Origin of the sequence: Bacillus sp. S3, assembly GCF_005154805.1 — a bacterium.
GTDB lineage: Bacteria > Bacillota > Bacilli > Bacillales > Cytobacillaceae > Neobacillus.
Genome location: NZ_CP039727.1, coordinates 3,200,237 through 3,225,989 on the forward strand (window position 1 = coordinate 3,200,237; position 25,753 = coordinate 3,225,989).

Annotated in this window: 28 protein-coding genes; 2 read left to right on the forward strand and 26 right to left on the reverse strand. The window is 40.6% G+C overall.

Features of this window, described 5'->3' with window-relative positions; genetic code table 11:
• Position 1: 1 nt before the first annotated feature.
• The 17 genes from FAY30_RS15370 to FAY30_RS15450 form a co-directional block, all read right to left on the reverse strand.
• Complete coding sequence (locus FAY30_RS15370) at positions 2-1,516, reverse strand: spore germination protein (RefSeq protein ID WP_149870691.1); 1,515 nt, start codon at positions 1,514-1,516, stop codon at positions 2-4.
• Between the two features lie 106 nt (positions 1,517-1,622).
• Positions 1,623-2,465 (reverse strand): DegV family protein, encoded by an 843-nt coding sequence (locus FAY30_RS15375; protein WP_149870692.1) that lies wholly within the window; start codon positions 2,463-2,465, stop codon positions 1,623-1,625.
• A gap of 152 nt (positions 2,466-2,617) precedes the next feature.
• Positions 2,618-4,054 carry a group II intron reverse transcriptase/maturase gene (gene ltrA / locus FAY30_RS15380; RefSeq protein WP_149872629.1) on the reverse strand — a complete coding sequence of 479 codons (1,437 nt, stop codon included), beginning with the start codon at positions 4,052-4,054 and terminating at the stop codon, positions 2,618-2,620.
• Positions 4,055-4,738: 684 nt separating this feature from the next.
• Positions 4,739-4,990 carry a DUF2535 family protein gene (locus FAY30_RS15385; RefSeq protein ID WP_149872734.1) on the reverse strand — a complete coding sequence of 84 codons (252 nt, stop codon included), beginning with the start codon at positions 4,988-4,990 and terminating at the stop codon, positions 4,739-4,741.
• A 127-nt stretch (positions 4,991-5,117) separates the two neighbouring features.
• Complete coding sequence (gene hypE, locus FAY30_RS15390; RefSeq protein WP_149870693.1) at positions 5,118-6,119, reverse strand: hydrogenase expression/formation protein HypE; 1,002 nt, start codon at positions 6,117-6,119, stop codon at positions 5,118-5,120.
• Positions 6,119-7,231 (reverse strand): hydrogenase formation protein HypD, encoded by a 1,113-nt coding sequence (gene hypD / locus FAY30_RS15395; RefSeq protein WP_149870694.1) that lies wholly within the window; start codon positions 7,229-7,231, stop codon positions 6,119-6,121. The genes hypE and hypD overlap by 1 nt, the downstream gene beginning before the upstream one ends.
• The gene (locus FAY30_RS15400; RefSeq protein ID WP_149870695.1) at positions 7,203-7,439 is read right to left on the reverse strand and encodes a HypC/HybG/HupF family hydrogenase formation chaperone; all 237 of its coding nucleotides are present in this window, start codon (positions 7,437-7,439) and stop codon (positions 7,203-7,205) included. The genes hypD and FAY30_RS15400 overlap by 29 nt, the downstream gene beginning before the upstream one ends.
• Positions 7,412-9,721: a carbamoyltransferase HypF gene (hypF, locus tag FAY30_RS15405; protein WP_149870696.1), complete on the reverse strand. Its 2,310-nt coding sequence runs from the start codon at positions 9,719-9,721 to the stop codon at positions 7,412-7,414. Before hypF ends, FAY30_RS15400 begins: the two co-directional genes overlap by 28 nt.
• Positions 9,706-10,365, reverse strand: a complete 660-nt coding sequence (gene hypB / locus FAY30_RS15410; RefSeq protein WP_149870697.1) for a hydrogenase nickel incorporation protein HypB — start codon at positions 10,363-10,365, stop codon at positions 9,706-9,708. Before hypB ends, hypF begins: the two co-directional genes overlap by 16 nt.
• The gene (locus tag FAY30_RS15415) at positions 10,362-10,721 is read right to left on the reverse strand and encodes a hydrogenase maturation nickel metallochaperone HypA/HybF (RefSeq protein ID WP_149870698.1); all 360 of its coding nucleotides are present in this window, start codon (positions 10,719-10,721) and stop codon (positions 10,362-10,364) included. The genes hypB and FAY30_RS15415 overlap by 4 nt, the downstream gene beginning before the upstream one ends.
• Positions 10,714-11,157, reverse strand: a complete 444-nt coding sequence (locus FAY30_RS15420; RefSeq protein ID WP_190284667.1) for a hypothetical protein — start codon at positions 11,155-11,157, stop codon at positions 10,714-10,716. Before FAY30_RS15420 ends, FAY30_RS15415 begins: the two co-directional genes overlap by 8 nt.
• Entirely contained in the window at positions 11,154-11,642 is a 489-nt protein-coding gene (locus FAY30_RS15425) for a HyaD/HybD family hydrogenase maturation endopeptidase (RefSeq protein ID WP_149870700.1), read from the reverse strand. The genes FAY30_RS15420 and FAY30_RS15425 overlap by 4 nt, the downstream gene beginning before the upstream one ends.
• Entirely contained in the window at positions 11,632-12,426 is a 795-nt protein-coding gene (cybH, locus tag FAY30_RS15430; protein WP_149870701.1) for a Ni/Fe-hydrogenase, b-type cytochrome subunit, read from the reverse strand. Before cybH ends, FAY30_RS15425 begins: the two co-directional genes overlap by 11 nt.
• An 11-nt stretch (positions 12,427-12,437) precedes the next feature.
• Positions 12,438-14,159, reverse strand: coding sequence for a nickel-dependent hydrogenase large subunit (locus FAY30_RS15435; protein ID WP_149870702.1), 1,722 nt, complete (start codon positions 14,157-14,159; stop codon positions 12,438-12,440).
• On the reverse strand, positions 14,152-15,231 hold the full coding sequence (locus tag FAY30_RS15440; RefSeq protein WP_149870703.1) for a hydrogenase small subunit: 1,080 nt from the start codon (positions 15,229-15,231) through the stop codon (positions 14,152-14,154). The genes FAY30_RS15435 and FAY30_RS15440 overlap by 8 nt, the downstream gene beginning before the upstream one ends.
• Positions 15,232-15,454: 223 nt before the next feature.
• The gene (gene tatC, locus FAY30_RS15445) at positions 15,455-16,207 is read right to left on the reverse strand and encodes a twin-arginine translocase subunit TatC (protein WP_149870704.1); all 753 of its coding nucleotides are present in this window, start codon (positions 16,205-16,207) and stop codon (positions 15,455-15,457) included.
• A gap of 154 nt (positions 16,208-16,361) precedes the next feature.
• Complete coding sequence (locus FAY30_RS15450; RefSeq protein WP_149870705.1) at positions 16,362-16,556, reverse strand: twin-arginine translocase TatA/TatE family subunit; 195 nt, start codon at positions 16,554-16,556, stop codon at positions 16,362-16,364.
• A 307-nt stretch (positions 16,557-16,863) separates the two neighbouring features.
• On the opposite strand from FAY30_RS15450, the gene FAY30_RS15455 reads away from it, so the two are divergent.
• Complete coding sequence (locus tag FAY30_RS15455) at positions 16,864-17,103, forward strand: hypothetical protein (RefSeq protein ID WP_149870706.1); 240 nt, start codon at positions 16,864-16,866, stop codon at positions 17,101-17,103.
• Between the two features lie 61 nt (positions 17,104-17,164).
• Here FAY30_RS15455 and FAY30_RS15460 read toward each other — a convergent pair whose 3' ends face one another.
• The 7 genes from FAY30_RS15460 to FAY30_RS15490 all read right to left on the reverse strand — a co-directional run bounded on the left by FAY30_RS15460 (position 17,165) and on the right by FAY30_RS15490 (position 23,364).
• On the reverse strand, positions 17,165-17,653 hold the full coding sequence (locus FAY30_RS15460; RefSeq protein ID WP_149870707.1) for a dihydrofolate reductase: 489 nt from the start codon (positions 17,651-17,653) through the stop codon (positions 17,165-17,167).
• The gene (locus FAY30_RS15465; RefSeq protein ID WP_149870708.1) at positions 17,650-18,444 is read right to left on the reverse strand and encodes a thymidylate synthase; all 795 of its coding nucleotides are present in this window, start codon (positions 18,442-18,444) and stop codon (positions 17,650-17,652) included. Before FAY30_RS15465 ends, FAY30_RS15460 begins: the two co-directional genes overlap by 4 nt.
• 56 nt (positions 18,445-18,500) lie before the next feature.
• On the reverse strand, positions 18,501-19,202 hold the full coding sequence (locus tag FAY30_RS15470) for an anthrax toxin lethal factor-related metalloendopeptidase (RefSeq protein ID WP_149870709.1): 702 nt from the start codon (positions 19,200-19,202) through the stop codon (positions 18,501-18,503).
• A gap of 142 nt (positions 19,203-19,344) precedes the next feature.
• The gene (locus tag FAY30_RS15475) at positions 19,345-19,923 is read right to left on the reverse strand and encodes a TerD family protein (RefSeq protein WP_149870710.1); all 579 of its coding nucleotides are present in this window, start codon (positions 19,921-19,923) and stop codon (positions 19,345-19,347) included.
• A 32-nt stretch (positions 19,924-19,955) separates the two neighbouring features.
• On the reverse strand, positions 19,956-20,567 hold the full coding sequence (locus tag FAY30_RS15480; protein WP_149870711.1) for a TerD family protein: 612 nt from the start codon (positions 20,565-20,567) through the stop codon (positions 19,956-19,958).
• Positions 20,568-20,616: 49 nt separating this feature from the next.
• Positions 20,617-21,720, reverse strand: coding sequence for a toxic anion resistance protein (locus tag FAY30_RS15485; protein WP_149870712.1), 1,104 nt, complete (start codon positions 21,718-21,720; stop codon positions 20,617-20,619).
• 3 nt (positions 21,721-21,723) lie between these two features.
• On the reverse strand, positions 21,724-23,364 hold the full coding sequence (locus tag FAY30_RS15490) for a YceG family protein (protein ID WP_149870713.1): 1,641 nt from the start codon (positions 23,362-23,364) through the stop codon (positions 21,724-21,726).
• Positions 23,365-23,579: 215 nt separating this feature from the next.
• Here FAY30_RS15490 and FAY30_RS15495 point away from each other — a divergent pair, with 215 nt between their 5' ends.
• Entirely contained in the window at positions 23,580-23,825 is a 246-nt protein-coding gene (locus FAY30_RS15495; protein WP_149870714.1) for a hypothetical protein, read from the forward strand.
• Here FAY30_RS15495 and FAY30_RS15500 read toward each other — a convergent pair.
• Both FAY30_RS15500 and FAY30_RS15505 read right to left on the reverse strand, forming a co-directional pair.
• Positions 23,822-24,634: an HAD family hydrolase gene (locus FAY30_RS15500; RefSeq protein ID WP_149870715.1), complete on the reverse strand. Its 813-nt coding sequence runs from the start codon at positions 24,632-24,634 to the stop codon at positions 23,822-23,824. The two genes, FAY30_RS15495 and FAY30_RS15500, sit on opposite strands and share 4 nt — an antisense overlap.
• Positions 24,631-25,752, reverse strand: a complete 1,122-nt coding sequence (locus FAY30_RS15505) for a cysteine protease StiP family protein (protein WP_149870716.1) — start codon at positions 25,750-25,752, stop codon at positions 24,631-24,633. Before FAY30_RS15505 ends, FAY30_RS15500 begins: the two co-directional genes overlap by 4 nt.
• Position 25,753: the final 1 nt, after the last annotated feature.

Sequence of the window (25,753 nt, forward strand, 5' to 3'; positions counted from 1 at the left end):
CCTATTCATCTACATCCTTTTTCTTCGCTTTTTGCGCGGAAAATCGCTGCACATCGTTTGGGCGGTTCGTTATTGGCCGCATTGAAAGATATTGAGTTGGAACGCGGAAGAAACTGTATCCCAGATCCTTCCATCGTAATGGATAGACAGGGGAAAGATAGGATCCTCCCAACGTGTCCAGTTTTAATAGGTGAATGAGTAAAAAACAAAATGCAACCATGATCCCGATTCCTCCCCAAAAGCCGGCTAGCAGAATGATTGGAAACCGAATCATCCGAATGGCCGTACTCATTAAATAACTAGGAGTGGTAAATGAGCCAAGCGCACTTAGGGCAATGATAATAATTAAAATATTACTCGTAAAACCGGCATCCACTGCTGCTTGCCCAATAACAATACCGCCAACGATACCCATAGTTTGACCAACCTTCGTTGGCAGCCTAGCTCCTGCCTCTCGTAATAGCTCAATAAAAAATTCAAGCAAAAGTGCCTCAAACATAGGTGGAAATGGTACATTCGCTCTAGATTGCCCCAATGAAACCAGCAATGCCGATGGTATGACCTCATAATGATAGGTCAAAACTGCGACATAGGCGGGCGTGAGCAGAACAGAAATAAAAGCTGCCAATAACCGTAAGAGTCTTAAACCAAGCCCCATGTTCCAACGCATATACACATCTTCAGTGGACTCAAAAAAGGTAAAAAATGGTGTTGGACCATATAAGGCATCAGGACTACGGTCCATTAGGACAACAACCTTTCCCCTCATAAGGGCAATCGAGATCCGATCAGGTAGTTCCGTTGTCACTAATTGCGGGAAAACCGTCCAACTATTATTCTCAATTAATTGACCTAGGACAGTAGTGCCTGGTACATGATCGATTTCTAATTGACTTATCCTCTCTCGAAAAATGTTGACATTACCTTCATCCGCGATATCTTTAATATAGATGAGCTTTGCCTCTGTTTTTGTTCTCGTTCCAACCGTTAAATCTTCCATACAAAGATTGGTATCTTTTATGTTTTGCCTTAAAATATTGATATTGCCAATAAGTGATTCGGTAAAGGCAATTTTAGGCCCATATACAAGTGATTCTGTTTCTGCCTTTTCAATTCCTCTTTCTACCGTTTTACTAACATTACCAAGAATTCCATAAGGCTGCCCTTCCACATAAATATATACATATCCGGCATTTATCCCCTCAACCACATCATCAATTTGATTTTGGGCAGATAAATCGGCAATCGGAAGGATTTGAGCAATTGCTTCACAGGTCCATTCATTGTGGGTATTTTCTTGAAGTGGCGCTACAATAAATTCATCAAGGGCGGTTTTATCAATTAAGCTCTTCATATAGCAGCAAACAAGTTTGTTACCATCTTGTTTTAAAGTTCTAAAAGTCAAATCGCCTCCCACATGGAGTTGACTATTTATCTGTTCTTTTAATCCTTCAATCGTTAAACTATGCTGGTTCGATCCTTCTATGATCTTTTTTCCGGCTAACCATTTGAACATCGGCAACACCTTTTACCATATAATTTCCCCTTATCTTTTCCAAAAAATCTTATTTTACCCATAAAAATAGGACGATGCCAGGCATCATCCTTCACTTTAAACTATTTTATTCATAGTAATACATTACCGCAAGTGCACCCGGTCCGGTATGTGTGCTGACAATTGGACCAGTATAATCAATTTCCACGTCTTGAAACCCTGTTAATTCAAAAATACTGTCTTTAATTTTCACAGCAAGTTCATGTGCCTCAGCATGGGCAATCCCTACACCGCGGATTGTCTTCCCCTTTAAATCTTCAGCAAACTGCTTCGCCATAAATTTAACAACCTGGGAATGACTGCGTGCCTTTGTCACTGGAGTATATTCTGCCCCTTCTAACGAGGCAATTGGTTTGATGTTTAATAGTGACCCGATAAAGGCCTTCCCTTTTCCAATCCGTCCACCTTTAACAAGGTTCTCTAGCGTGTCAACCATTATGTATAATTTAGTATGCTCACGGATGGTCTCCAAGCGCTCAAGTATTTCTTCCGCACTCTTCCCTTGTTTTGCCAGCTCAGCTGCTTCCCTTACTTGAAAGGAAAGGGCTTTCGAAATAAACTTTGAATCGATAACAGTCACTTTAGTCTTTGTCATTTGCGCAGCACTTTCTGCTGAGCGAACGGTACCGCTCATTTTCCCTGTCATATGGATAGATAATATTTCATAGCCTTCATCACCAAGGCGATCGTAAACTTCAAGAAAGGCACCCGGAGAAGGCTGAGAACTTTTCGGTAATTCTTTTGCACCACTCATATGTTCAATAAATTCAACCGGATTGATATCTACCCGGTCGAGATAGGTTTCTCCATTTATCGTTATAGCCAAAGGTACAATTACAATACCAAGCTTATCGGCCATTTCGTTTGATATATCCAATGTTGAATCGGTTACAATTTTAATTTTGCTCATACAATCACATCCCTACCATTACTGCTATGTATTATACAGGTTGCAAGATTTTTTTGAAACAAAATAGAGTAGGGTAACCTCTTTCGAGGCTACCCCCTCATCAAACCGTACGTGCCCTATTAAGGCATACGGCTTACCAATGTGTTACAGAATCAGTACGTTGCTAATCTTTGTGCATATTTCATTTTACGAACAAGGTCGGGAGTATAATACTCTTGACCTTGTTCTTTTGCTTTAAGAACTCTTTTCTCCTGTTTCTCTTGTTGCTTCTCTTTCATTCGAAGAATGTAGCTTTCTAAGGAAAAACCGTATATTTTATGATAATAATACCAATATGAAGGGATGAGACCTATCATCGCAAAGAATTTATTATTCCACTTCGTTTTCATGGCATGACCTTTTCTTTGGCTTGGATGGGCATGTATCATGGATACTCTTAGTCTTTGCCGAATATAGCCATCTATCGCTTGTAACTCTTTCCCGAATGCTTTAAAGAAACATGAACTTGCAAATCCATGTTCTTCATTCGCTTTAATCGCTTTATATATGGTTAGAAAATAGTTAACCTTACCTCGTATTACAGGATTTACTTGGTCAATCCATTTTTCCTTGCTTAGGGTTAGAGTTTTCCTGGTTTTATCTTTGATTTTCTGTCGAAAATCCTTCCAAGTAGCTTCTTTTGGTTTGGCGATATAGTATGGCTTACCATCCTTTTTACGTTTTCTCCAGTGTTCAAACGTAAATCCCATAAAGTCGAAGTCATCGTCATCAAAATTTACAATCTTTGTTTTCTCCGATGCAAGCTCCAGACCGAGTTCGGCTAATTTATCTTCCGTAATCTCAGCCGCCTTTTTAATATCTTCTTCTGATTTAGCAAATATCAAGAAGTCGTCAGCGAATCTTACAAATCGAAATTTATGTTCTGCCCAAGTCCAGTCAAGTTCATTTAGATAAACGTTCGCAAGTAGTGGCGAGATGACTCCTCCTTGCGGAGTCCCAGAATCAGTTAAATGATATTTTCCTTCTTCCATATATCCCGCCTTTAACCACAGCCATATCATATCTAACACAGTTCCATCTGCAATGTATTTGTTTAAGACTTTTATTAGATTTTTGTGTGGAATATTATCGAAAAATCCTTTAATGTCTGCATCGAAGATGTAATTGTAACCTTGTTCGATATTTGCAAGGATTATTTGTAGAACACGCTCTGGTCCTACATTAGGTCTGTACCCACATGACCATTTGTGGAAAATACCCTTTTCAAATTTCGGCTGAAGAACGTTTACCAAAGCCTGTTGGACAATTCGGTCTTCTATATTTGGTATGCCTAGAGGTCTCTTTTTGCCATTTTTCTTGGGAATGTAGTGCCTTCTTACTGGGGAAGGTTTGTATTCTTTCTTTCTTAACTTTTGTAAAAGCGAATCTAAATTTTCTTCTAGACGGTATCTATAACTGTCAATCGTTTCGCCATCAATACCACCAGACCCTTTATTGGCTTCTACTTTTTCCCAAGCAGCTTTTAGTTTTCTGTCGAAAAGAATTTGTCCGTAAATACTATGCCATTTGAATTTTAACGCTTGATTCATTGCATATTCCGCACCCTTCATTGTGTACATTCAGCTCGTTTATACCGAAGTATCGTTTTCTGTTAGCATTACACACCTTTAAAGATGTGGAGCCACAAGGTCGTTCCCCTTCCGTTCATGTATGGTTTGGTCCATACACTACTTCCGTACTATGAGAACGTCTGACTTCTCCATCCACAGCCATCATTTCAGATTAACCTTATAGATGAATGTCCTTTCGGTAAGAATGGAGACCTCACGGGGTCATCGTACCTTCCTTTTAAACATACCCAGCACCATCACTTGGTAAGCTGTTTCTGCCCGGCTGATTCATTGAACAGAAACCATTACTGTTTGTAGCGGGCTTCCCATTATAATCGCATGGTCGCCAACTTACCCCGCCGCCGTGCTTCACACTTTTGCATTTGGGTCTGCTTATCCGACTACGGGTCTCTCGATTGTCCGCATCTCCTTCAGACACCACCTCACGGTGATGCCCTAGATTAGTCTTCACTAGTTGTATCAGCACTCTAATGGAAGGACTTCCACCTTCGAGAGAATGAGTCTTCTGGAATTCGGGAGTCGTGTTTACCGAGATAACGTACTCCAACCTTTAACAACTCATTCAGTGCAAGTAATCTGCACAAGGTACGACTGCCCGTCGCACAATAAAAGAGCACCGGTCACCCGATGCTCGAAAAGAAATTATGCGTTATGTTTTAATTCTCCTACTTTAAACAACTGCTCATAATCAGGCCATTTCATAACCTTTTTTAAATATTCTTTAAAAGAATAGCATCTCTTTGGTTTTGTTTCCTGATCGATGGATACAAGAAACTTCTGTAAACGGACTTGGATCATAAATTTATAAGTACTATCTTCCTCCAATACAGGAATATCCATGACTTTAACCTTCTGTCCAACATCATTTTTGAACTCTAGGCTTTTAAATAACAAAATATCAATCCTCTTTTTCACCCGTTTGATTATATTATACACCTAACTCAAAACGAAATGTGTCTAATTATGCTTGGTTTAGAAAAATATTTGTGAATTTTCCTGTAAAAAAAACAAGTCTTTTGTTCTAACATATTCTCGGAAACATCGTTCCTGATAATCTCGTTAATAACCGTTTGGAGCCAAGCGGGGTTTCTATTAATAGCTGTCCTTTTCCTTTACCGGTGATGGAACCGATGACAACAGCATCTCTGCCTTCACGGAACCCACGTAATATATCAATTACTTTTTCTTTATCCTTATTTGCGACAATCATAATCGCTTTTCCCTCATTGGCAAGATATAGCGGGTCAAATCCAAGCAAATCACACATTCCATGTACTTCCTCCTTAACTGGCAATTCAATCTCGTTAATCTTCATCGTTACGTGAAAGTCCTCGGCAATTTCAACAAGGCTAGTAGCCAGCCCTCCTCTTGTCGGATCACGCATGATTCGTACACCTTCAGTAGACCGTAGAACCTCCATTAACATTGTATTCAATGAAGCACAATCGCTAGAAATGGGGACAGTTATTCCTAGTTCACCTCTTGCCGCCAAGATTGCAATTCCATGGTCTCCAATCGTACCTGATACAATAATCGCGTCACCTTCTTCAAATTCAAGGCTGCAGCCCAAATTATTTTCATAGATTCCGATTCCGGTTGTATTTATATAAACTCCATCAGCACTGCCGCGTTCAACGACCTTCGTATCGCCCGCAATAATAGTCACACCCGTTTTCCTCGCTTCATTAGCCATATCCGAGACGATTTTTTTCAAATCGGAAATCAAGAAACCTTCTTCAATGACAAAGCCGCAAGTTAAAAAAGCAGGCTTTGCTCCGCTTACGGCGAGGTCATTTACAGTCCCTGCTACTGCAAGTTTACCAATCGACCCGCCGGGAAAGAAAATGGGTTTGATGACAAAGGAGTCGGTAGAAACTGCAATTCTGTGAGTCGGCATTGTGATGGATGCTGCATCAAACAAGGCCGCATTCCCATCTCCAAACGCTTCAATAAATACATCTTTGATTAACCGATGGCTCATTTCTCCGCCATCACCATGTGCTAAGCTAATATATTTTTCCATTAAAAGCTCTCCCTCATGTATTGATAATAGGCTGCACAACTGCCTTCTGCCGAGACCATGCATGGCCCCACAGGGTTCATAGGGCGGCAGGCTTTTCCAAACAGTGGGCATTCAATTGGTTTGATTAATCCACGAATCACTTCACCGCAGCGGCACTTGGTTTTTCTAGGCTCCCCTACGTCTATTGAAAAACGTTTCTTCGCATTATACCGGTCGAATTCCGGTTTTAAATCTAAACCGCTTCTCGGAATAACCCCCATCCCGCGCCAAGCTTCATCACATGGTATTAGGTACTTTTCGAGCCACTGATGGATCACTTGATTTCCAGTTTTACTAACGACTGCAGGATGATTATTTTCAATAGCTATCCTTCCTGTTAGAGCCAAATCGATTAATTTATAAATCCCCGAGAGTAATTCTGCTGTTTCAAAGCCGGTAATAACCCCGGATATGTAATATTCATCAACCAAATACTGATATGAATCTTCTCCCAATACAATAGAGACATGTCCTGGGAGCAAAAAGCCGTCCAAATTGATGTCACCGGCATCTAATAAATATCGAAGGGCCGGTTCAACAAGTTTGGTCGTCATCCAAATGGTAAAATTATCGATACCTAGTTTTTCCGCCTCTCCTATCATTAAGGTAAGGATGGGAATAGTCGTTTCAAAGCCAACACCAAGGAAAATAACCTCTTTGTCAGGGTTTTCTTCCGCAGCTTTTACCGCATCGACAGGGGCATATACTACTCGGATATCCTTACCGGCAATCTTAGAATCAAGCAGAGTGTTGTTTGATCCCGGCACCCTCATCATATCGCCAAATGTACAAATTATTCGGTTCTCACCTTCAGCTAAGGCAATCATTGCATCAATCGATTGCTGATCGGTTACACAAACAGGACAGCCCGGGCCTGAAATGAGATTCACATCATCCTTCAAGCATTGCTTCACCCCTGTTCGGGCAAGTGACATCGTATGTGAGCCGCAAACCTCCATAAAGGCTGGTTTACGGCCATACTTACCTTGGAACTCTTTCGCTTTTTCAATAACGGCTTCGACCATTGGCTTACAAATTTCCGGGTTATTGGACTGTTTCAGAATTTCGAGCATTAACGAGTCTCCTCCATTCCTCCACACTTTGTCTCGCATAGCCTTCATCGACAATAGTCATCGCTTGGCCGGCATGGACAATTACATAATCTCCAAGCTCAATATCTGGTACAAAAATCGTCCCTACTGTCGTCTGAGATCCCATAACATCTACCACTGCACTGTATTCCCTCTTTTTCACTACTTTTGCTGGTACTCCAACACACATTGGCTAGCACTCCTCTTTGCCGCGGCAACCGCTATTTGCCCGTATGATAATCCCCCGTCATTACATGGAACCTTTTCAGGAACAAACACATCAAAACAGTATTTACTTAATTCAGCCGTGATTCTTTTTCTTAAAAATCGATTGTGGAAGCTTCCACCTGATAAAACTACCGTTTTCTTGGCCCCAGGATTCTTATCGCTCAAATATCTTATTGCACTGACAGTAGCTTGAACTACGCTTTCATGGAATCTTCCGCTTATATGATGGACATCCAAGCCAGATAGAACATCTAAAGCAATTTCTTTGATCATCCCGGAAAAGTTTATCGTTAACATCTCTTTATCTATTAATTCATAGGAGTAGGGCTCGTATAACACTTGTTCGTCCGCCAGTTCTGCTAGTGAGATAGCTGCTTCCCCATCATAGCTGGAAACCTTCGTTACCCCGCAAAGGGCACTAACGGCATCAAAAAGCCTGCCGCATGTCCCTGCAAAAACGGTGTTAACTTTTCTTTCAATCATCCTTCTTAAAATATCTATCTCTGCTGTTTTGTCAGTAAAAATAGCCTTGGCAAGAGCAGTACCCTCCTCACCATGGTGCGAGATCAGCATGGCTGCTGCATTTCGCCACGGTTCACGAATACACTTTTCACCTCCGGGAAGGGGAGTATAGTGTAAATGAGCCATGCGCTCAAACCCTAAAGCATCTCCATAGAAGATTTCAAATCCCCATATGTTTCCGTCCAGACCAAATCCGGTTCCGTCCAGAATAATCCCGAATGTCTTCCCGGAAATTTGATGTTCCTCGAGAACTGCAGCCATATGGGCATGGTGATGCTGAACTTTCATTACCTCAGTAAAATCAAACTCTTTTACCAGTTTCTGAACATAATAATCTGGATGGGCATCAATAACAGCGATATTTTCCGGGATATTTATCCACTTTAATTGATGGTCCATTTCTTGTTTATAATGGTCTATTGTTTCAACATTTTCTAAATCCCCGATGTGTGGACCAACAAATATCTGCTCATTACGACCAATCGTAAACGTTGTTTTTTGCTGACCGCCAAACGCAACGATTCCTGTCACATCTTGACGAGTCGAAAATGGGTCTGGCACATATCCCCTTGATCTTCGAAGAAAATCAAGCTTTCCATTATTCATTTGCACAACCGAATCATCGACAGGATGAAGAATATCCCGGTTATGAACAAGATAGTAATCGGCAATGTTAGCTAAATATCGAAAGGCTTCTTCATCCTTATAAAGGATTGGCATCCCTGATGGGTTTGCACTTGTCATTACAAGACAAACCAGCTCAGGGTCAGTAAATAGCAAATGATGGAGTGGTGTATATGGGAGCATTACTCCAATCGTCCCCATTCCCGGTGCTACACTTTCAGCAAGCGGATATTGATCTTGTTTTTTCAATATAACGATAGGTGATTCCGGACTTTTCAATAGCTGACGTTCTTCTTCATCCAATTCCGCAAGAACGTCCACTTCCGAAATGGATGCAGCCATGACTGCAAGCGGCCGCAAAGGCCGATTTTTCCTTTTACGCAATTCAGAAACCGCCCGCTCATTTCGAGCATCACAGCAAAGATGATACCCGCCTATACCTTTTATCGCTACGATTTTCCCTTCTTTTAATAGTTGTACCGTTGTCTTAATGGGATTAGCTGAATCAACTTCCACTCCATTTACATCTAGTAATCGCACCTTTGGACCGCATGTCGGACAGGCAATTGGCTGGGCATGATGACGTCTATTCTTAATGTCTTCGTATTCCCTTTGGCATTCATCACACATCGGAAAACTTTTCATCGATGTGACAGGCCTGTCATAGGGCAATTCCTCGATAATCGTGTAGCGGGGACCACATTGGGTGCAATTGATAAACGGGTATTGATAGCGAAAATCGTTCGAGTCATTCATTTCGTTCAAGCATTCGTCGCAAACAGCGGATTCAACCGGGATGACAAGCATGGATGTTCCAGATCGTTCACTCGGAATAATAGTAAATTCGGATAGCCTTTTCAGTTCAACCTCTGCTGTGAATATTTCATCGATTCTAGATAACCTCGGAGCTTTTTTTTCCAAGTTTGATAGAAATGCTTGGATTCTCTCTGATTCCCCTTCAAGATGAATTTTGACCCCATCCATATTGTTTTGTACAGTTCCGTTTAGCTGGTATTTGTCAGCAAGCTGGAAGACGAACGGCCGAAAACCAACACCCTGTACTCTACCACGGACAGCAATCTTTACTGCGCTATCCATTTTTCATATGCCCCTTCAATCCATGAAAACCATTCATGCAGGCCCTCCTGTGTTCTGGCAGAGAGTGGCAATAAGCATGATTCCGGATTAATTTCAGATAAATCTTTTCTGGCTTCTTCCACGCTAAAATCAAGGTATGGGAGTAAGTCAATTTTATTAAGTAAAACAAGTTCCGTACGCATAAACATTTGCGGGTATTTTGGAATTTTATCATTCCCTTCAGGAACACTTAACACAGCGACTTTATGCTGCTGGCCAAGGTCATATCCTGAAGGGCAGACGAGATTACCAACATTCTCGATAAAGAGAATATCGAATTCCTCAAGGTCGAATTCCCCTAATGCCGCAGCAATCATTCTGGCATCAAGATGGCAGCCTCCATGGGTATTGATTTGTACCGCTTTTGCACCCATTGCTCGAATTCTGTCAGCATCTCTTTCCGTTGCTAAATCGCCCTCAATGACAGCAATGCGATATTTCCTTGAAAGAAACCTGACCGTTTTTTCTAAAAGGGTTGTCTTTCCGGCTCCAGGAGAACTCATAAGGTTAATTACCAATGTATTTGTGTCTTGGAAAAGCTCGCGATTGAATTCTGCAGCCTTGTTGTTATTGGTTAAAACATCTGTTCTAAGTGTCACTTTCATTTCCCGTTGCACCCCTCGTAAGATAAAATCTGGAATGTCTCTCCTGCCAGCACCTTTCCAGCAGGTACGTTACAGTTTGGACATCGTGCAATTTTTTGATCGGGCCTGTACAATTCACCACAAAGGACACATTTTGCCCTTGCTTCCTCAAGATGAATCACAAGTTCGGCACTCTCAGTAAAAATGTGCAAATTTTGGTCACGGAATAGATCAAACGCCATCCGTAAAGCATCTGGCATGGCATTTGCAATCTCGCCAACAATTAATTCGACCTTTTCTATTTTTTGAATTCCATTTGCTGCAGCATTTTCTTGTACAAGCCGAAGAATATCTCCCATCAATGCCATTTCATGCATAACCATCACCTTGTTTCTGATGCTTGTGGAATCCGATATAATACATTTCATTCTTCTGTTTACATGGGTAAGATTTAAGCTGTAACTCACCTGAATGGGTCTTAAAATTGTATTCTTTTTGACAATTTAAACATTTTCCAGTTGAATATAGTGCGGTTAGGTTAATAATATTCGAACATATAGGACACACTCCATCAAATGCCTGCATGTTCGTTCCATTACGAGTAACTATTACGGGCTGCCCGCTAATAAACTTCATTTCAGGATTTTCGATTACCTCATATTTCTTTATGATAGGAAGCCATGTGATACCAAAAGCCCGGTCTGCCGCTGCTTCCATTTTTTCTAAATCCTCATGAAAAAAGGGCTCATAAACGGACTTTGCCGTACAGAAAAGGCTCCCAGCCATTTCCTTCAAAAACTCTCCCCGTCTCATCTCAAATTTCTCCACCGATTAACCTGTTCCACTACCACATAAGCAAGTCCTTCAAGATTCCTTTGATTGGTTTCTGTCAGTCCAATCCCTAATTGGAGTGAGCTTGGCTGCATTCCAAACATGACTATTTCCTTCGGATAGCGATCCCGCATTTTCGCTGCCATCAACACTTCTTGAAAACCAAGCTGGTGGATTGACATTTTCACTCCAAAATAGGCTGGAATTTCATCCCCCTCCAGCTTGATGATTGTACCGCCCTCCTTGCCAGCATTAATCGCATCAATAATAATAAGGTTTTCAGCATCCTCAACAGGTCCGAGCAATTTCATCCCATCTGTTAATCCTTCGATAATTTCAACATTTTCATCCTCTTTTAAAACATCCTCAAGCAAGGGTAAAAGGTGAATGCCAACACCCTCATCAGAAAAGAGGGTGTTGCCAATACCTAAAATCGTAATTTTCTTATCTATTAGTCTATTCTTCATCCTTTTCACCAACTGACTTTTTTGTAGTTGTTTTATAACCTGTGAACATGGACGATATACAGCCATTTCGATCAAGATAGTCATCACGGACGGCTAAATAAACGTGAATGACCGTAAACAACATAAATCCCCACGCGGCAAGATGATGCCAAGAACGAATCGAATAGCTATCACCGCCAAATAGGTATGGAATCCAGATAAATAATTTTGCCCAGAATGATTCTGGCTGCGGCTCAAAATACATATAGAATCCGGTTAACATAACAATCCATGAGCCGAGTCCGATAAATATCCAGTAACTTAACTGGGCCAACGGATTATGTCCAACATAGTGCGGTTTTTTATTTCTCAAAAACAAATAAAATTTAACAGCCTCAAATAGTTCTTTCCAAAATATCCATCTGAACGGATTCGAAGTCGCAAATTTATTTCCGACCGCAACCCAGTACAAACGAAACATAAGATTAATTACGAAGATGAAAGCCGCAAAAAAGTGAATATATCTCATCCAGCCCATTAGATTAGAATAATAGGCTTCCTCAGGAATCCCGGCGGATGCAAATGGTTTTCCAATGTAAATTCCAGTTCCCATTAATATAAAAACGGCAATCATATTTAACCAGTGAAATATCCTTACGGGTAATTCCCAAACGTATGCTCTAACTTCATTTTTTATCTGTCTATAAACAATAGGTCTTTCAGGGTGAAACGAATTCTCGCTGTTGATCAAGGGAGTTTTAGGGAAAGGGCCAGGCGGTTTAGTCGGTAATTTTGGCGCACCCATTGTCCCACCTCCTAACCTAAACGAATTTCAGTCGTTTTATTTGTTTCCAAATCGGTTAAGTGAACGGCACAGGCTAGACACGGATCAAATGAATGAATAATCCTCATGATTTCCAGCGGCTGCTCTTTATTTAACATCGGAGTGCCTTTAAGGGCCGCTTCATAAGCACCAACTTTATTTTTGTGATCTCGTGGTGAGGCATTCCATGTTGTAGGAACAACAGCTTGATAGTTATACGTTTTTCCATCTTTAATATCAATCCAGTGACCAAGTGCGCCGCGTGGTGCTTCCATCCAGCCTACACCTTTCACACGTTCAGGCCAGGTGCCAGGTTCCCATTTGGAACGGTCAAATGTTGTTTGGTTGCCGCTCTTCACGTTCTGTAATAATTCGTCCATGTCATCGCGTAACCAGCCCGAGATTAATACTGTTTCAAGACCCCTAGCAACCGTACGGCCTAAAGCTGATTGCAACGCCGTAATTGGCAGGTCAAGTTTTTTCAATGTATCGTTAACAATCGTAACAATCTCTTCTTTACCAGCAGCATAGCCGACAATCATCCTCGCAAGCGGCCCCGTTTCCATTGGATGCTCTTTCCAACGTGGAGCTTTTAGCCAGCTATACTGTTTGGCGGTATCCAATGTTTTAAACGGAGCCTTTGGACCAGTGTAATTAAGTGTCGTTTCTCCCTCAAACGGATGCTTTCCTTCGCCCCCCTGCTTTCCATCATAGGTGTACCAGGAGTGTTCAATAAATTCCTGTACATGCTTAGGGTCTTTCAAGTCAACATCTAACACCTCATTCAAGTTGCCATTTAAGACAATTCCCCGCGGCATCCGATATAGCTTTGTATCATAAATATCACCAGTTGAGAAATCGCCATAGCATAAATAATTATTTAAGCCGCCGCCATATGTCCAGTCCTTATAAAATGATACGATTGCGAGCAAATCCGGAATATACACTTGGGTGACAAATTCGCGCGCTTGGTCAATAATTTGTGATACATGCATTAATCTTTCTGCATGCACACCGTTATCACTATCAATATCAAGGGGTGTGGCCATTCCTCCCACAACGTAATGCGGGTGCGGGTTTTTTCCGCCAAAAATAGTATGAATTTTGACAATTTCCTTTTGCCAATCCAATGCCTCTAAGTAATGGGCAACGGCAAGTAAGTTCACCTCTGGAGGTAGTTTGTAGGCTTTATGACCCCAATAGCCATTTGCAAAAATCCCTAACTGACCGCTTTGAACCAGTTTTTTTATTTTATTTTGCACATCAGTAAAGTATCCTGGGGATGATTTTGGCCAGCTTGAAATCGACTGCGCAAGTTTAGAGGTCTCTGCCGGATTGGCATTGATTGCACTAACTACATCCACCCAATCCAAAGCATGCAAATGGTAAAAATGAACCACATGATCATGGACAAATTGAGCTTCGTTCATAATGTCACGGATTAAATGGGCATTTCTTGGAATTTTTATTTTTAAGGCATCCTCTACTGCTCGAATCGATGTAAGTGCATGCACCGTTGTACATACTCCGCAAATCCTTTGGACATATGCCCAGACATCCCGCGGGTCACGGTCCTGGACAATCAATTCGAGTCCGCGGACAGATGTACCTGAACTAAATGCATCTTTAATGACTCCATTCTCATCAACATCTACTTCTACGCGAAGGTGACCTTCAATTCTTGTTATGGGATCAACTACAATACGTTCACTCATGATTTTCACCTCGTTTATCATCAATCTTTCTCTTGATAACTGTCCCTGCTGCATGAACAGCAATACCAGCTGTGGTTAAGCCGATGGTTGCCAAGCCGACAGCATCCGGATTAATCGTTGTTTGTGTTCCAGGTATCTTAGCTCTCCTTGTATAGAACGGACCGTTATCCCAGAAATCCTTTTCAGAACAGCCAAAGCAGGGGTTTCCTGATTGAATGGGATAGCTTACCCCGCCATTCCAGCGCATCTCGGCACAGGAATTGTAGGTTGTCGGCCCTTTACAGCCCACTTTATATAGGCAATATCCTTGTTTCGCCCCCTCATCATCAAATGATTCAACAAACAAGCCTGCATCAAAATATGCACGTCTGTTGCATTTATCGTGGATTCGATGGCGATAAAACGCTTTCGGCCGGCCGAAATGATCCAGCTCAGGTAATTTTCCAAATGTAATAATATGAGCAATTACACCCGTCATCACTTCAGCTATTGGCGGACAACCCGGAACAAGAATAGTTGGTGTATTTTTTACAAAGTTTGTGACCGGTTTAGCACCAGTTGGATTCGGATGTGCGGCTGCAATTCCACCCCATGATGAACAAGAACCATAAGCGATAATGGCCTTGGCTCCTGCAGCCATTTCGAGGAATGTTTCCTTTGCCGATTGACCTCCGACCGTTAAGAAGGCATCATCATCAGGGATACTTCCTTCCACCGCCAGTAAATATTCTCCTTTATAGTCTTTTAAAACTTGTTTCATGGAAGCTTCGGCCTGATGACTGGATGGTGCAGAAAGCACTTCAGAATATTCTAATGAAATCATTTCTAGTAAGACGCTTTCTGTCTTCGGTTGTGATGACCGAATAAATGATTCGGAACATCCGGTGCAATCCTGGAATTGCAGCCATACAACTGGTATTCTTGCCTTTGTTTCCATGGCTTTAACTACCTGGTCGGACTGCGTAAACTCCAATCCTAGTGCAGCAGCTAATGCCGTACACATTTTAAGGAAGTCCCGCCGGCTAAAGCCATGGTCGATTGCGGCATCATATACTGTTTTCTGTCTCTTCATCCGCTAACCCCTCCACTTATCTTTTAAAAATATGTAATACTTGATTTCAAGAAAATTGTAGTATACATATAGGCAATTCGTCCTGAATTTTCCAAAAAGTACACAAAGAATCCTTAACTGCATTTTTACAATATTTTCTTTTTTTATGTTGGAAACAATAATATATTCAACGCAAAAAGACCTTAAGAGAATGAAATCTCTTAAGGTCTTTTTATCGTAAATACTATATTTCAACAGCTTCTTCCTTCTCTTCTTCCTGTTCGGCGTCCTGCTGTTTCTTTAAACGTTTTCGATAGACAAACTTCGATAAATTGATACTTACTTCATAAAGAAGTAAAAGCGGCAAGGTAACAACAAAATCAGACATAAAATCTGGCGGTGTTATTACAACAGCAATAATAATCAAGACAAAATAGGCATATTTTCGAATTTTTGCCAGCACAAACGGATTAATAATTCCTAGTGAAGTTAAAAACATAACCACTACGGGCAGCTCGAACAGAATTCCGAATGGCAGTGTCATGTTCAAAATAAAGCTAAAATACCTTTCGGCAGTGAAGTTCGTGACAAACATATCTTGCCCAATGTTCACCAAAAAGTTTAAGACCATTGGAAAAATAGCAAAGTAGCCGAAAGCAAGGCCACTAATAAATAAAAGAAATAATGCCGGTACATATGATAGCGTTATTTTTCTTTCTATCGGTCTCAATGCGGGCTTGACAAACATCCAAATTTGCAATGCCAGGACGGGAATCGTTCCTGCTATCGCAACAACACCTGCAAGCATGAAATAAATCCACATAATATCACTTGGTCCAAGAACGAGCAATTTTTGATTGCCGACAAACCATTTATAGATATCGTCGACATAAATAAAACCAACGATAAAAAAGGCGACAAATGCCAATGCCGAAATGATAATTCGTTTGCGCAATTCCTCTAAATGATCAACTAAATTTAATTCTTTATCTTCCATATTACTTCCCCTGCCAATTTCAAAGGTTGAAAAAGGGCACGTGAATGAAACTCCCACTTCGTTTAATACGGCCGTTAGGAAATTAACATGTTTTCACGCATCCTTATAGTTTTAACATCGAGAAGAAAAAGGTGCAAGACGCAAATCTCACACCTTATTTAGTCAAGTTTTTCTTTTCTTCTTTGATGTCTTCCATAACATCGTCCGTCAGTTCACGAGTAGACTTTTTAAATTCCTTTAATGTTTGTCCAAAAGCTTTTCCAATCTCTGGCAGCTTCTTTGGGCCAAAAATAATCAAAGCAAGAGTTAAAATTAAAATTAATCCCGGTACTCCAATATTAGAAAACATGGATTTACATCCCCTTTAAATGTTGTATGTTTCTACTATGATTATAGTATTGAAAAAGCCATTTGAGTAAATTATCCGCAATAATTCATAGTAATTTCACAAAATCCAAAAAAAATACCTTTAAAGTGATATTTAGCATTTTCAATCACTATAGTCAATTTAACAATTACAATGGCTTAAGTCAATGTCCAATTTGTTAATGAAATTTTTAAAATATTTTGACAACTAGGGGTTTTTTGCATATAATTTGAAGAATAGGAACATATACTATTGAATATTATAAACCTATGGATTGGATGTGATGAGGATGGAATTTTCACTATGCAGTTTTGATGGAGCCCTCCCTGTTGAGGTAACAATTGATGATGACAACGGGAGATATACCATTCGTAAAAGTGACCGGAGTGGAGAGTATTTCAATAGTCCAATTGAATTAATTGCCTGGGTAAAGGCCCATTTCCATGAAGAAGAATTTTGCCATCCACATGAATTCAGAGGTATGCTTGCGAAATTGGCAGAATATGAATTAAATGGGACATATTTATAATGTGGCACCTAATAAGTTGCAAAGAAGCATCAGCAAAAGGGCTGATGCTTCTTTCATTAGGCTATACCTTTCGTTCATATAACTTAAATTCATAATTGTAAGGGTTCTTTTCATCACGGATTCCTTTTTCAGAAGAGGATAATTCCCAATCGTCCAAAGTAAATTCCGGAAAAAAGGTATCTCCATCAAATGTTTCATAAATAAAGGTTATGTATAGACGGTCAACAAATGGAAATGTTTCATTAAAAATTTCCGCCCCGCCAATAACAAAAATTTCATCATCCTGCTTACGGCAATACTTAACAAATTCATCCACTGAGTTAAAAACAGTGCATCCCTCACATGTGTAACCAGACTGGCGGGTAATGATAATATTTTCCCTTCCTGGAAGGACGCGGCCAATTGATTCATGTGTCTTCCTTCCCATGGCAATTGGATGTCCCATTGTCACTCGTTTAAAAAACTTTAAATCCTCTGGTAAATGCCATGGCAACTGATTGTTTTTTCCGATTGCACGGTTTTCGTCCATTGCAACAATAAAGGAAATCATACGCTGACCACTCCTTTGATGTGTGGATGCGGGTCATAACCTTCTAATGTGAAATCCTCAAATTCAAATGAGAAAATGTCTTTTACATTCGGATTGATTTTTAGGATTGGCAAAGCTCGCGGCTCCCGTTCCATTTGCAGCTTTACTTGATCAAGATGGTTTTGATAAATATGAACATCTCCAAATGTATGAATAAATTCACCCGGTTTTAGATCGCACACCTGAGCAATCATTACGGTCAAAAGCGCATAAGAGGCGATATTGAACGGGACACCTAGAAATACATCCGCTGATCGTTGATAAAGCTGGCAGGAAAGCTTTCCATCGGCCACGTAAAATTGGAACATACAATGGCACGGTGGCAGCGCCATGTGATCAATTTCTGCCACATTCCAGGCATTGACTAGTAACCTCCGCGAATTTGGGTTTGTCTTTATTTGTTCGATTAATTCGCTGATTTGATCAACTGTTTTCCCATCCGCACCTGTCCACGACCGCCATTGATGTCCATAAACGGGACCAAGTTCACCATTTTCATCAGCCCACTCATTCCAAATACGCACTCCATTGTCCTGCAAGTACCGAACATTTGTATCACCCTTTAAAAACCACAGCAATTCATAAATAATCGATTTTAAATGTAATTTTTTCGTTGTTACCAGAGGAAAGCCATCCTCCAAATTAAATCTCATTTGATAACCGAAGGTGCTGATGGTACCTGTCCCGGTACGATCACCTTTTACAGTTCCATTTTTTAATACATGCTCACAAAGTTCTAAATATTGTTTCACGTTGGACACTCCTTAACTGCCAGTCATATCATTCTATTTTAACAATCACGATGACCTTAGTGAAGGTTTTTAATAAAATTAAATGTTAATGGTGCGTGTAACTGTAATTGGTCTTTTGTTTCATTGTTTAAGTTGAACATCGCAAATGTTTCTGCAAAATATTCTTCAGGATAAAGGAAGTAGTTGTTCCCTGGAAACAGTTGCTCATGCTCACTTTTCCAAACTGGTTGGAACTCCTTCGAAGAGCTGATTTCTCCATACACATAACGATCAATAGAATGTGCCAGTTCATGTAATTCTAAATTTACGGAACCATGTCCCTTTCCACTTTCACTGGAGCCAATTTTAGCCAGCACCAATTTGGAACCACCAATGCCGGGGACATCATCCCATGTAATATTACCTTGATACCCTCTTGGTACTTGTCCTGTTAATTGGCTTGCCGTTGGATTCTCCGTCAGCCTTCCCGTAAACAGTTTAACCTTAATTCCGTTTTGTTTGATTTTTTCCATAAGGGTGCTTGGTAATCGTGCGATTCGTGTAATCATAGCTGCAGCTTCTCTTTGGTCGAAAGATTGTTTCGGCAGGACAATTATTTGATTTAGTTGGTTTATAGATTTGTTATTTTTAATAGATTGGCAGAGAATTGAATTTCTCGGGAAGTCATCAAGCATTATTCCATCATATGAAGCCTGTGATGTCGTGATGGACGATAAAAACAACCCGGCAATTATAATTGAAATGACCCACTTTCGCATACACATTCCCCATTTTAGTCTATAGTTAATAGTATTATATCATGGGAGACAGCTAGAAAGATTGGGGCATTTAAGGTAAAAGTGGGAGATTATCCAAACAAAGAAGCCGCCAACATCGGCAGCTTTCATTGTAAAAAAGGATTTACACTTCCAATCCAAAGTTTCGGCAGAGAGACGCTAATCCGCCAGCGAAGCCGCTGCCTACAGCGTTGAATTTCCAATCGCCATTATGGCGGTATAGCTCGCAAATGACAACTGCCGTTTCAACGGAAAAGTCTTCACCAAGGTCAAACCTTAACACTTCACGATTCGTTTCTTCATCAATTAGCCGAACAAATGCGTTGGAGACTTGACCAAAATTTTGGTTCCTTGCCTCAGCATCATGAATCGTTACTGAAACTGCAATCCGGTGCACATGGGAAGGAACTTTACTAAAGTCAATCTTGATTTGTTCATCATCGCCATCACCTTCCCCTGTCCGATTATCCCCTGTATGTTCGACCGAACCTGAAGAGTGAACCAAATTATTGTAAAAAATAAAATCCAAATCCTGCGTCACACGACTATTTGCATCTGTTAAAAACGCTGAAGCATCCAAGTCAAAATCATGTCCGCCGTGATAACGGTTCGTGTCCCAGCCAAGGCCGACAATAACTTTTGTTAACCCTGGATTTGTTTTAGTTAGATCAATTCTTTGTCCTTTAGATAGGTTAATACCCAAACAAATCACCTCATTATGAGCTTTTTTCCTAATTAACTAAATGATCTTACCACTTCACTCAAACTGGCTGCGTTTGTGCCGCTTCCGATTGCCGCAAACTTCCACTCATTACCATGACGATAAATCTCACCTGTCACAAGGCATGTCAACCCGCCATAATTATCGGTTAGGTTATAGTGGATAAGCTCTTGATTGTTGTTAGGATTTACGATTCTGATAAACGCATTTTTAATCATGCCAAAATGCTGTTTTCTTTTTACACAATCATAAATATTTACAACGAAAACAAGTTTCTGGATAGTGGAAGGGACTCTAGCTAAATCGACAATAATCTGTTCGTCGTCACCGTCTCCATCCCCTGTCAGGTTATCACCTGTATGTTGGACGCTGCCGTCATTGCTTTTTAAGTTTCCGAAATAAATGACATCTTTATTGTTTTGCAGTCTGTCATTTGCACCTAACATAATCACAGATGCATCACAGTCAATGTTAGCTGAACCGCCGCCACCGAATAAACCGCCGAACAGGCCGCCGCCCCCTCCGCTTTGCACTGGATCCCAGCCTAATCCTACCATTATTTTAGAAAGTCCTGGATTGCCTTTTGTTAAATCTACCCGTTGACCTTTTTGCAAATTAATTGCCATTCCAATCACTCCAATTATGAATTTTTTCAGAATATCAACAATATAGGAACTATGATTGTTTCAATTTTTTAAAATTGTCCTGCAGCTGTTCTAATCTTTTTGTACCTTCAATGCGCATCCGTTTATTCTCTTCTTCAATTGTCCTTGTTTCCTGCATACCCTTAATGATAATATTCCATGATTCTTCAATCGTCTCTATCTTTATGCTCGGACCGCCTGCAAGTCTCGCAATATCAGTGCTTTGCTGCGAAATGTTTTGAGCATTTTTTAGCAGCATTTCATTTGTTCTGCGATCCAGCTCACTCATGGAATCTGCCACAAGCTTTTGTCTTTTTGCTGCTACTGCTTGAATTAAGCCATTTTTAAAAATAGGGATGGTCGTAACAAAGGCAGAATTGATTTTGCCAATCAGCTTTGTATTTCCCCTTTGTAATAAGCGGATTTGTGGTGCTGTCTGTAAGGAAACCATCTTAGCCATTTCTAGATCGTATATTCTTTGCTCTAGCAATTCAATTGCATTCTTCATTGAATCCAACTGCATGGATGCAAGCTGATCCCCAGAAGCCACACGTGATTCCAGCTGTGGCAGTGTATTTTTCTTCAGATCCTCGACCTTTAATTCACCGGCAACAATATATTTTTCTAGTGTCAAATAGTATTGGTAGTTTTGTTCATACATTTGCTCCAGCATATTTGTGGAGTCGACCATTTCATGTTGATACTTTGAAATTTCCACATATACTTTATCAATTTCGGACCCCATCGTCTGATATTTTCCGAATAGCTTTTCCACCATTTTTTCGCCCTTTTTAAAGAGCTTACTGAAAATGCCTCCTGACGTTTTTTGAAAGTCCTTAGCATCAAATTTATCCATGATGCGGCCAAGTTGTTTTAATAGTTCGCCTGAATCTTCTACTTTCGTCGTCCGCATATTACTTAAAATTTGATCGGAAAAACGGGAAATTTGCACCGCCGGCTCTTTCCCAAACTCTAATATTTGAATTTGGTCACGCTCATCAATGGTGCGGGCTAAATTTTGAATTTCCGGTTCTTTGCGAAGTGCAAGTTTGATATCGGAAACCTTTGTTTCCGAAAGGACATCCTCGGCATTCGCAGGTGTTAAACCGCTGGCTGGGTTTGGCGAAAAATTCACTGGTTAATCTCCCCTTAGATTTTTTAAGATTCCTTGAAGCAGTCCTTTTTTGAAAAGCGACGGTTCTTTGAATTCTAGATCAAATACAACATCATCAAGCCAATGTTTATCAAACAATCGTTCATCAAGGTAATTTTCGATATCATTATGCCCCGGAGGATTATAAAGAATAATATCAATGCCAAATTGATTAAGAAGCAGCAGCAGTGCCGCATCAGACCTTGAAAGTGGTCCAGTCGATTCATTATTGTAAATGATTAATTTCGGAACATGCTGAGAATAATCAAACCGCTCCATCAATTGAATGATGTTTTTGGGCATAAACATCGCCTGTGTAAATAAATACATTTTCACATCTTCAGGTCCTTCCATCGGCAACGGCTCTAAACCCGGTTTTTCACAAATTCTCCTAACAGCATTCGCAATTCCTTTTTGCAGTCCAGTTGCCAAGAAGGAGTAAGGCCAGTAGTGCGCATTCTTGATTTTTTCGGGATCAATTGAGCCATCCTTACCGAGTGCATTTCGATAATGAAAACGAAAATCACTGTTACTTGGAATCGTATAGGGAAGCTTTCGAATCAATAAACTATGTTCCAATTGAGTAAGAGCTTGCAGCCGCTCCCAGTATTCTTTTCGGTTTTTACTAACCCCCTGGATTTTAGCGAAAATGGAAGGAATTTTGACTTCTCCGTTGCCGACTTCAAAATTAGGGCGAATCATCGCGATTTCTTTACTGAGAATGAACAGCTCATCGTATGTCGTTTTCAATGTAATCGAGGATGGCGTGTACTCCCGTAATTGCCACGGTTTGTACAGTCCTGAACCCTCCTGGTTTAAAATTGTCTCGATTTCTTTTGATGCCCGATAGGCAACCGTTGTTTTCCTTGATCGCTTTTCTTTCGGAAATGGCTCAGCAGCCTGTTTATTTTGGTAATGATGGGTGAAGATCGGTTCGTCCAATAATCCCGCTAACAAATCGTTACCTTCCGGATGGAAGATGACAATATCACAACCTAGCTTTGTTAAATAGTATAAAAAAAACTGATGACTTTTTTTATAGTCTCCATACCATAAAAACTTCGGCATCCCCTGCTGTGGGTCAGCCAGCTCCAGCTGTGGCTGTAAATGGTTGATTGACCATTTCACTAGATCCACTAGAATCCTTCTTAGCTCATGACTTTGTAGGCCGCCCGACTCGTGTCTTGCATATAGCTCCAGCGTGGCAATCATCGCTTCTCTTATTTTCCGATGGATCACCGGCACCTTTGATTTTAACAAAAGCTGTTCCCCGTCAAGAAAAGCCGTGAACCTGTTGATAGATAGCTTCTGTTCGTTATTAATATTGATCACTCTCTGTACCGCCTGAAAATGAACATTATTAATGGTTTTATCAAGTGATTCCTCACTGAGCAGTTGGAGATTCGTTTCTTTATTATGGACGTAATCAAATAACTGGTTATAATATTCATCCGTGTCAATCGGTACTCCGAGAAACTTTGCAAGTACCTGCCCAATTTGAATTGCTCCATTCTCTACTGAATAATTTGGCCGTTCCGGCAGCTTTTTTTTAAGCATGCCATGCCAATTTTCATATGAGAGGGAAGCAATAGGACGGATGTTTAACTGATTTAATAGTGGATACATTCATAATCCCTTCCCTCTAAAAGCGAAAGCTTATTTTTCCGTTTAGCAAATTATGTAAGGTTTCCTTATTATCATATCACAGTTAAGTAATTGGTTCATTTGTTTATACGAAAGTCATGTAAAAATGTTTCAATATTTAAGGCTGATTCCTCGCGTTTCACCTTTTTCCATGTCCCTACATACTATTGAGTACGACACTAAAGTAGGTGACACGAATGAGGTTTTTTTTTAAGCGGCCGAGGGTTGAACACGTACAGGAGGAACTTGATATCCTAATGGAAGTGATGGTTTCCGATCTATTTGTCTATCTCGATCTATTTGTGTTCAGCTTCATCTTTACAATGCTGCTTTCTCCTGTTCTACATTCATTAACCATGTCCATTCTATTCTTCCTTGGCAGCTATAGTCTATTTTCATGTCTTTACTATTTCCTATTTAGTCAAACCATTAACAAAAATTAAATTTTGAGTGGTAATAGTTTAAGAAACTGTTGGAGAACCTCTTCTCCGGCTGCGACACCTCGACTATTTGTTAAAATGTGGTTATTGGTGCCTGACACCCTCGCTAACTCTTTTGCAAGTTCTCCGTGGTTTGGCACGAATCGATACTGGCAGTGCTGCAGAAAATCCCAATCGAGAATGGAGTCCCCTGCACCTGCAACTGCTTTCATCCCTTCACGGGTACAAATATATTCAAGTGCGCTTCCTTTACTAATTGCCTTCGGTATAAAATAGAGCTTCCTTCCTTGCAGGGAAATCCTCCAGCCATATTTTACTGTTATCTTATGAATCGCTTCTTTTTCGGACGTATCAGGAAGATCTTTTAATATGTAATAGAAAAATAGATCCTCTGCCTGCTTCTTTTCCCCATTGAGCCGAAAACCTTCCCTACGCAAAATGGAGAGTAATTCGGCTTGAGAAATCGACTCTGCTTGTATACGGCTCTGAATATGGTTCGACCAAGCCAACAGCGGCACGCCATTTTCAAGGATATGGGCACCATTAGCGGTTATAGCATATTTAATCGGAATCTCGTTATCAAATATGACAAACCGGTTAAATTGTTCGGTTGTCCTCGTTGTTACCGGTATAAACAAACTTTGATTGGAAAGCTCTTTTAAAACAAAATAGGAGGCTTCTGTCATATAGCCAAGCCAACTTCCATTCTTTTGCTCAACTGGTTTAAGGATAGTGCCACGTGGTTCACCAAGCTCTTCGATTGCCCGGTTGGAATACATCAAGGTACGGTCTAGGTCAGATGCAAAAATCATTTTTGCATCTCCTTCACCGATTTAATCAGGCCGCAGCATAAATACTTCAAATTAGAATATGGCACGACTTCAACCCCTTTTTCTTCAGCAAGCATGAGAATATGTTTGACAAATGGACTTGAAGGGTCCCTCATTAAAATCTTCCAGGGAACCCTGCGCAAAAGAACTCTCGTTGTCTCACCGACTCCAGGTTTAATAAAATGAGTGCTTTGGATTGAAAATTCCTCTTGAATTCTCATCACATCGGCCATCCCCAGGAAGCCTGTTTCAATTTCTGCATAGTTCTTTTTCGAAGCAGCCTGTGTTGCTTCCTCCCAAACAATAGGGAACTGTTGCGTAATAACATCAATAAATTCATTCGAAACATCTTCAGCAAGTAAATCCTGATAAAATTTTGCACCATGAAAGTCATCCTTGCCGATGAACTGGCCATTCAAAACCGTTCGGCTCACTAACCCGGAAACAGTGGAGTTTAAACAAGCACTTGGAATTAAGAAGTCCTCCCTTGTTCCAAATAGAGTAGTACAATAACCAGGGTCCGCAATGACAGCAAGTGTATCATCGAGGGGCATCCCGTATTTTTTTTCATAGTCCTTACAGGCCTTTGTTAATTCTATAGATATAGCCCCTTTGCCTGTCCAGCCATCAACAAATTGAATGTACCCATCGGGATGCTCATTATGAATATAGGAAATTGCATTTTCGTCAATTCCCCGATCTCGTATGATGGAAATACTGTAATGCGGCAGGGTAACATCGTAGCGCAATTTAATATATCTCTTGATTAAAATCCCCACAGGTGTTCCTGCACGTGCAAGGGAAACGAGGATTGCATTATTTCCTTTTAATCGGTAGATTTGCTCAGCAACAATCCCAACACACATCGCCACTTTATATTTGTATTCGTGCAATGTTTTCCAGAATAAATCTACGTATTCATTAGGCGGCTGGTATTCAATTGGCAGGGATTCACTATAATGTCCCCCAGCTTGGATCATCGATTCGCGATTCATTGCAGAATCCTCCAGCTTTATCCCGCTTAAATCCTTTAATAAAAAAAGCACGTCCTCTTCGTGATAGGATCCGATTTTTGCCGGTTTGTTGAGTCCCTTTTGCATC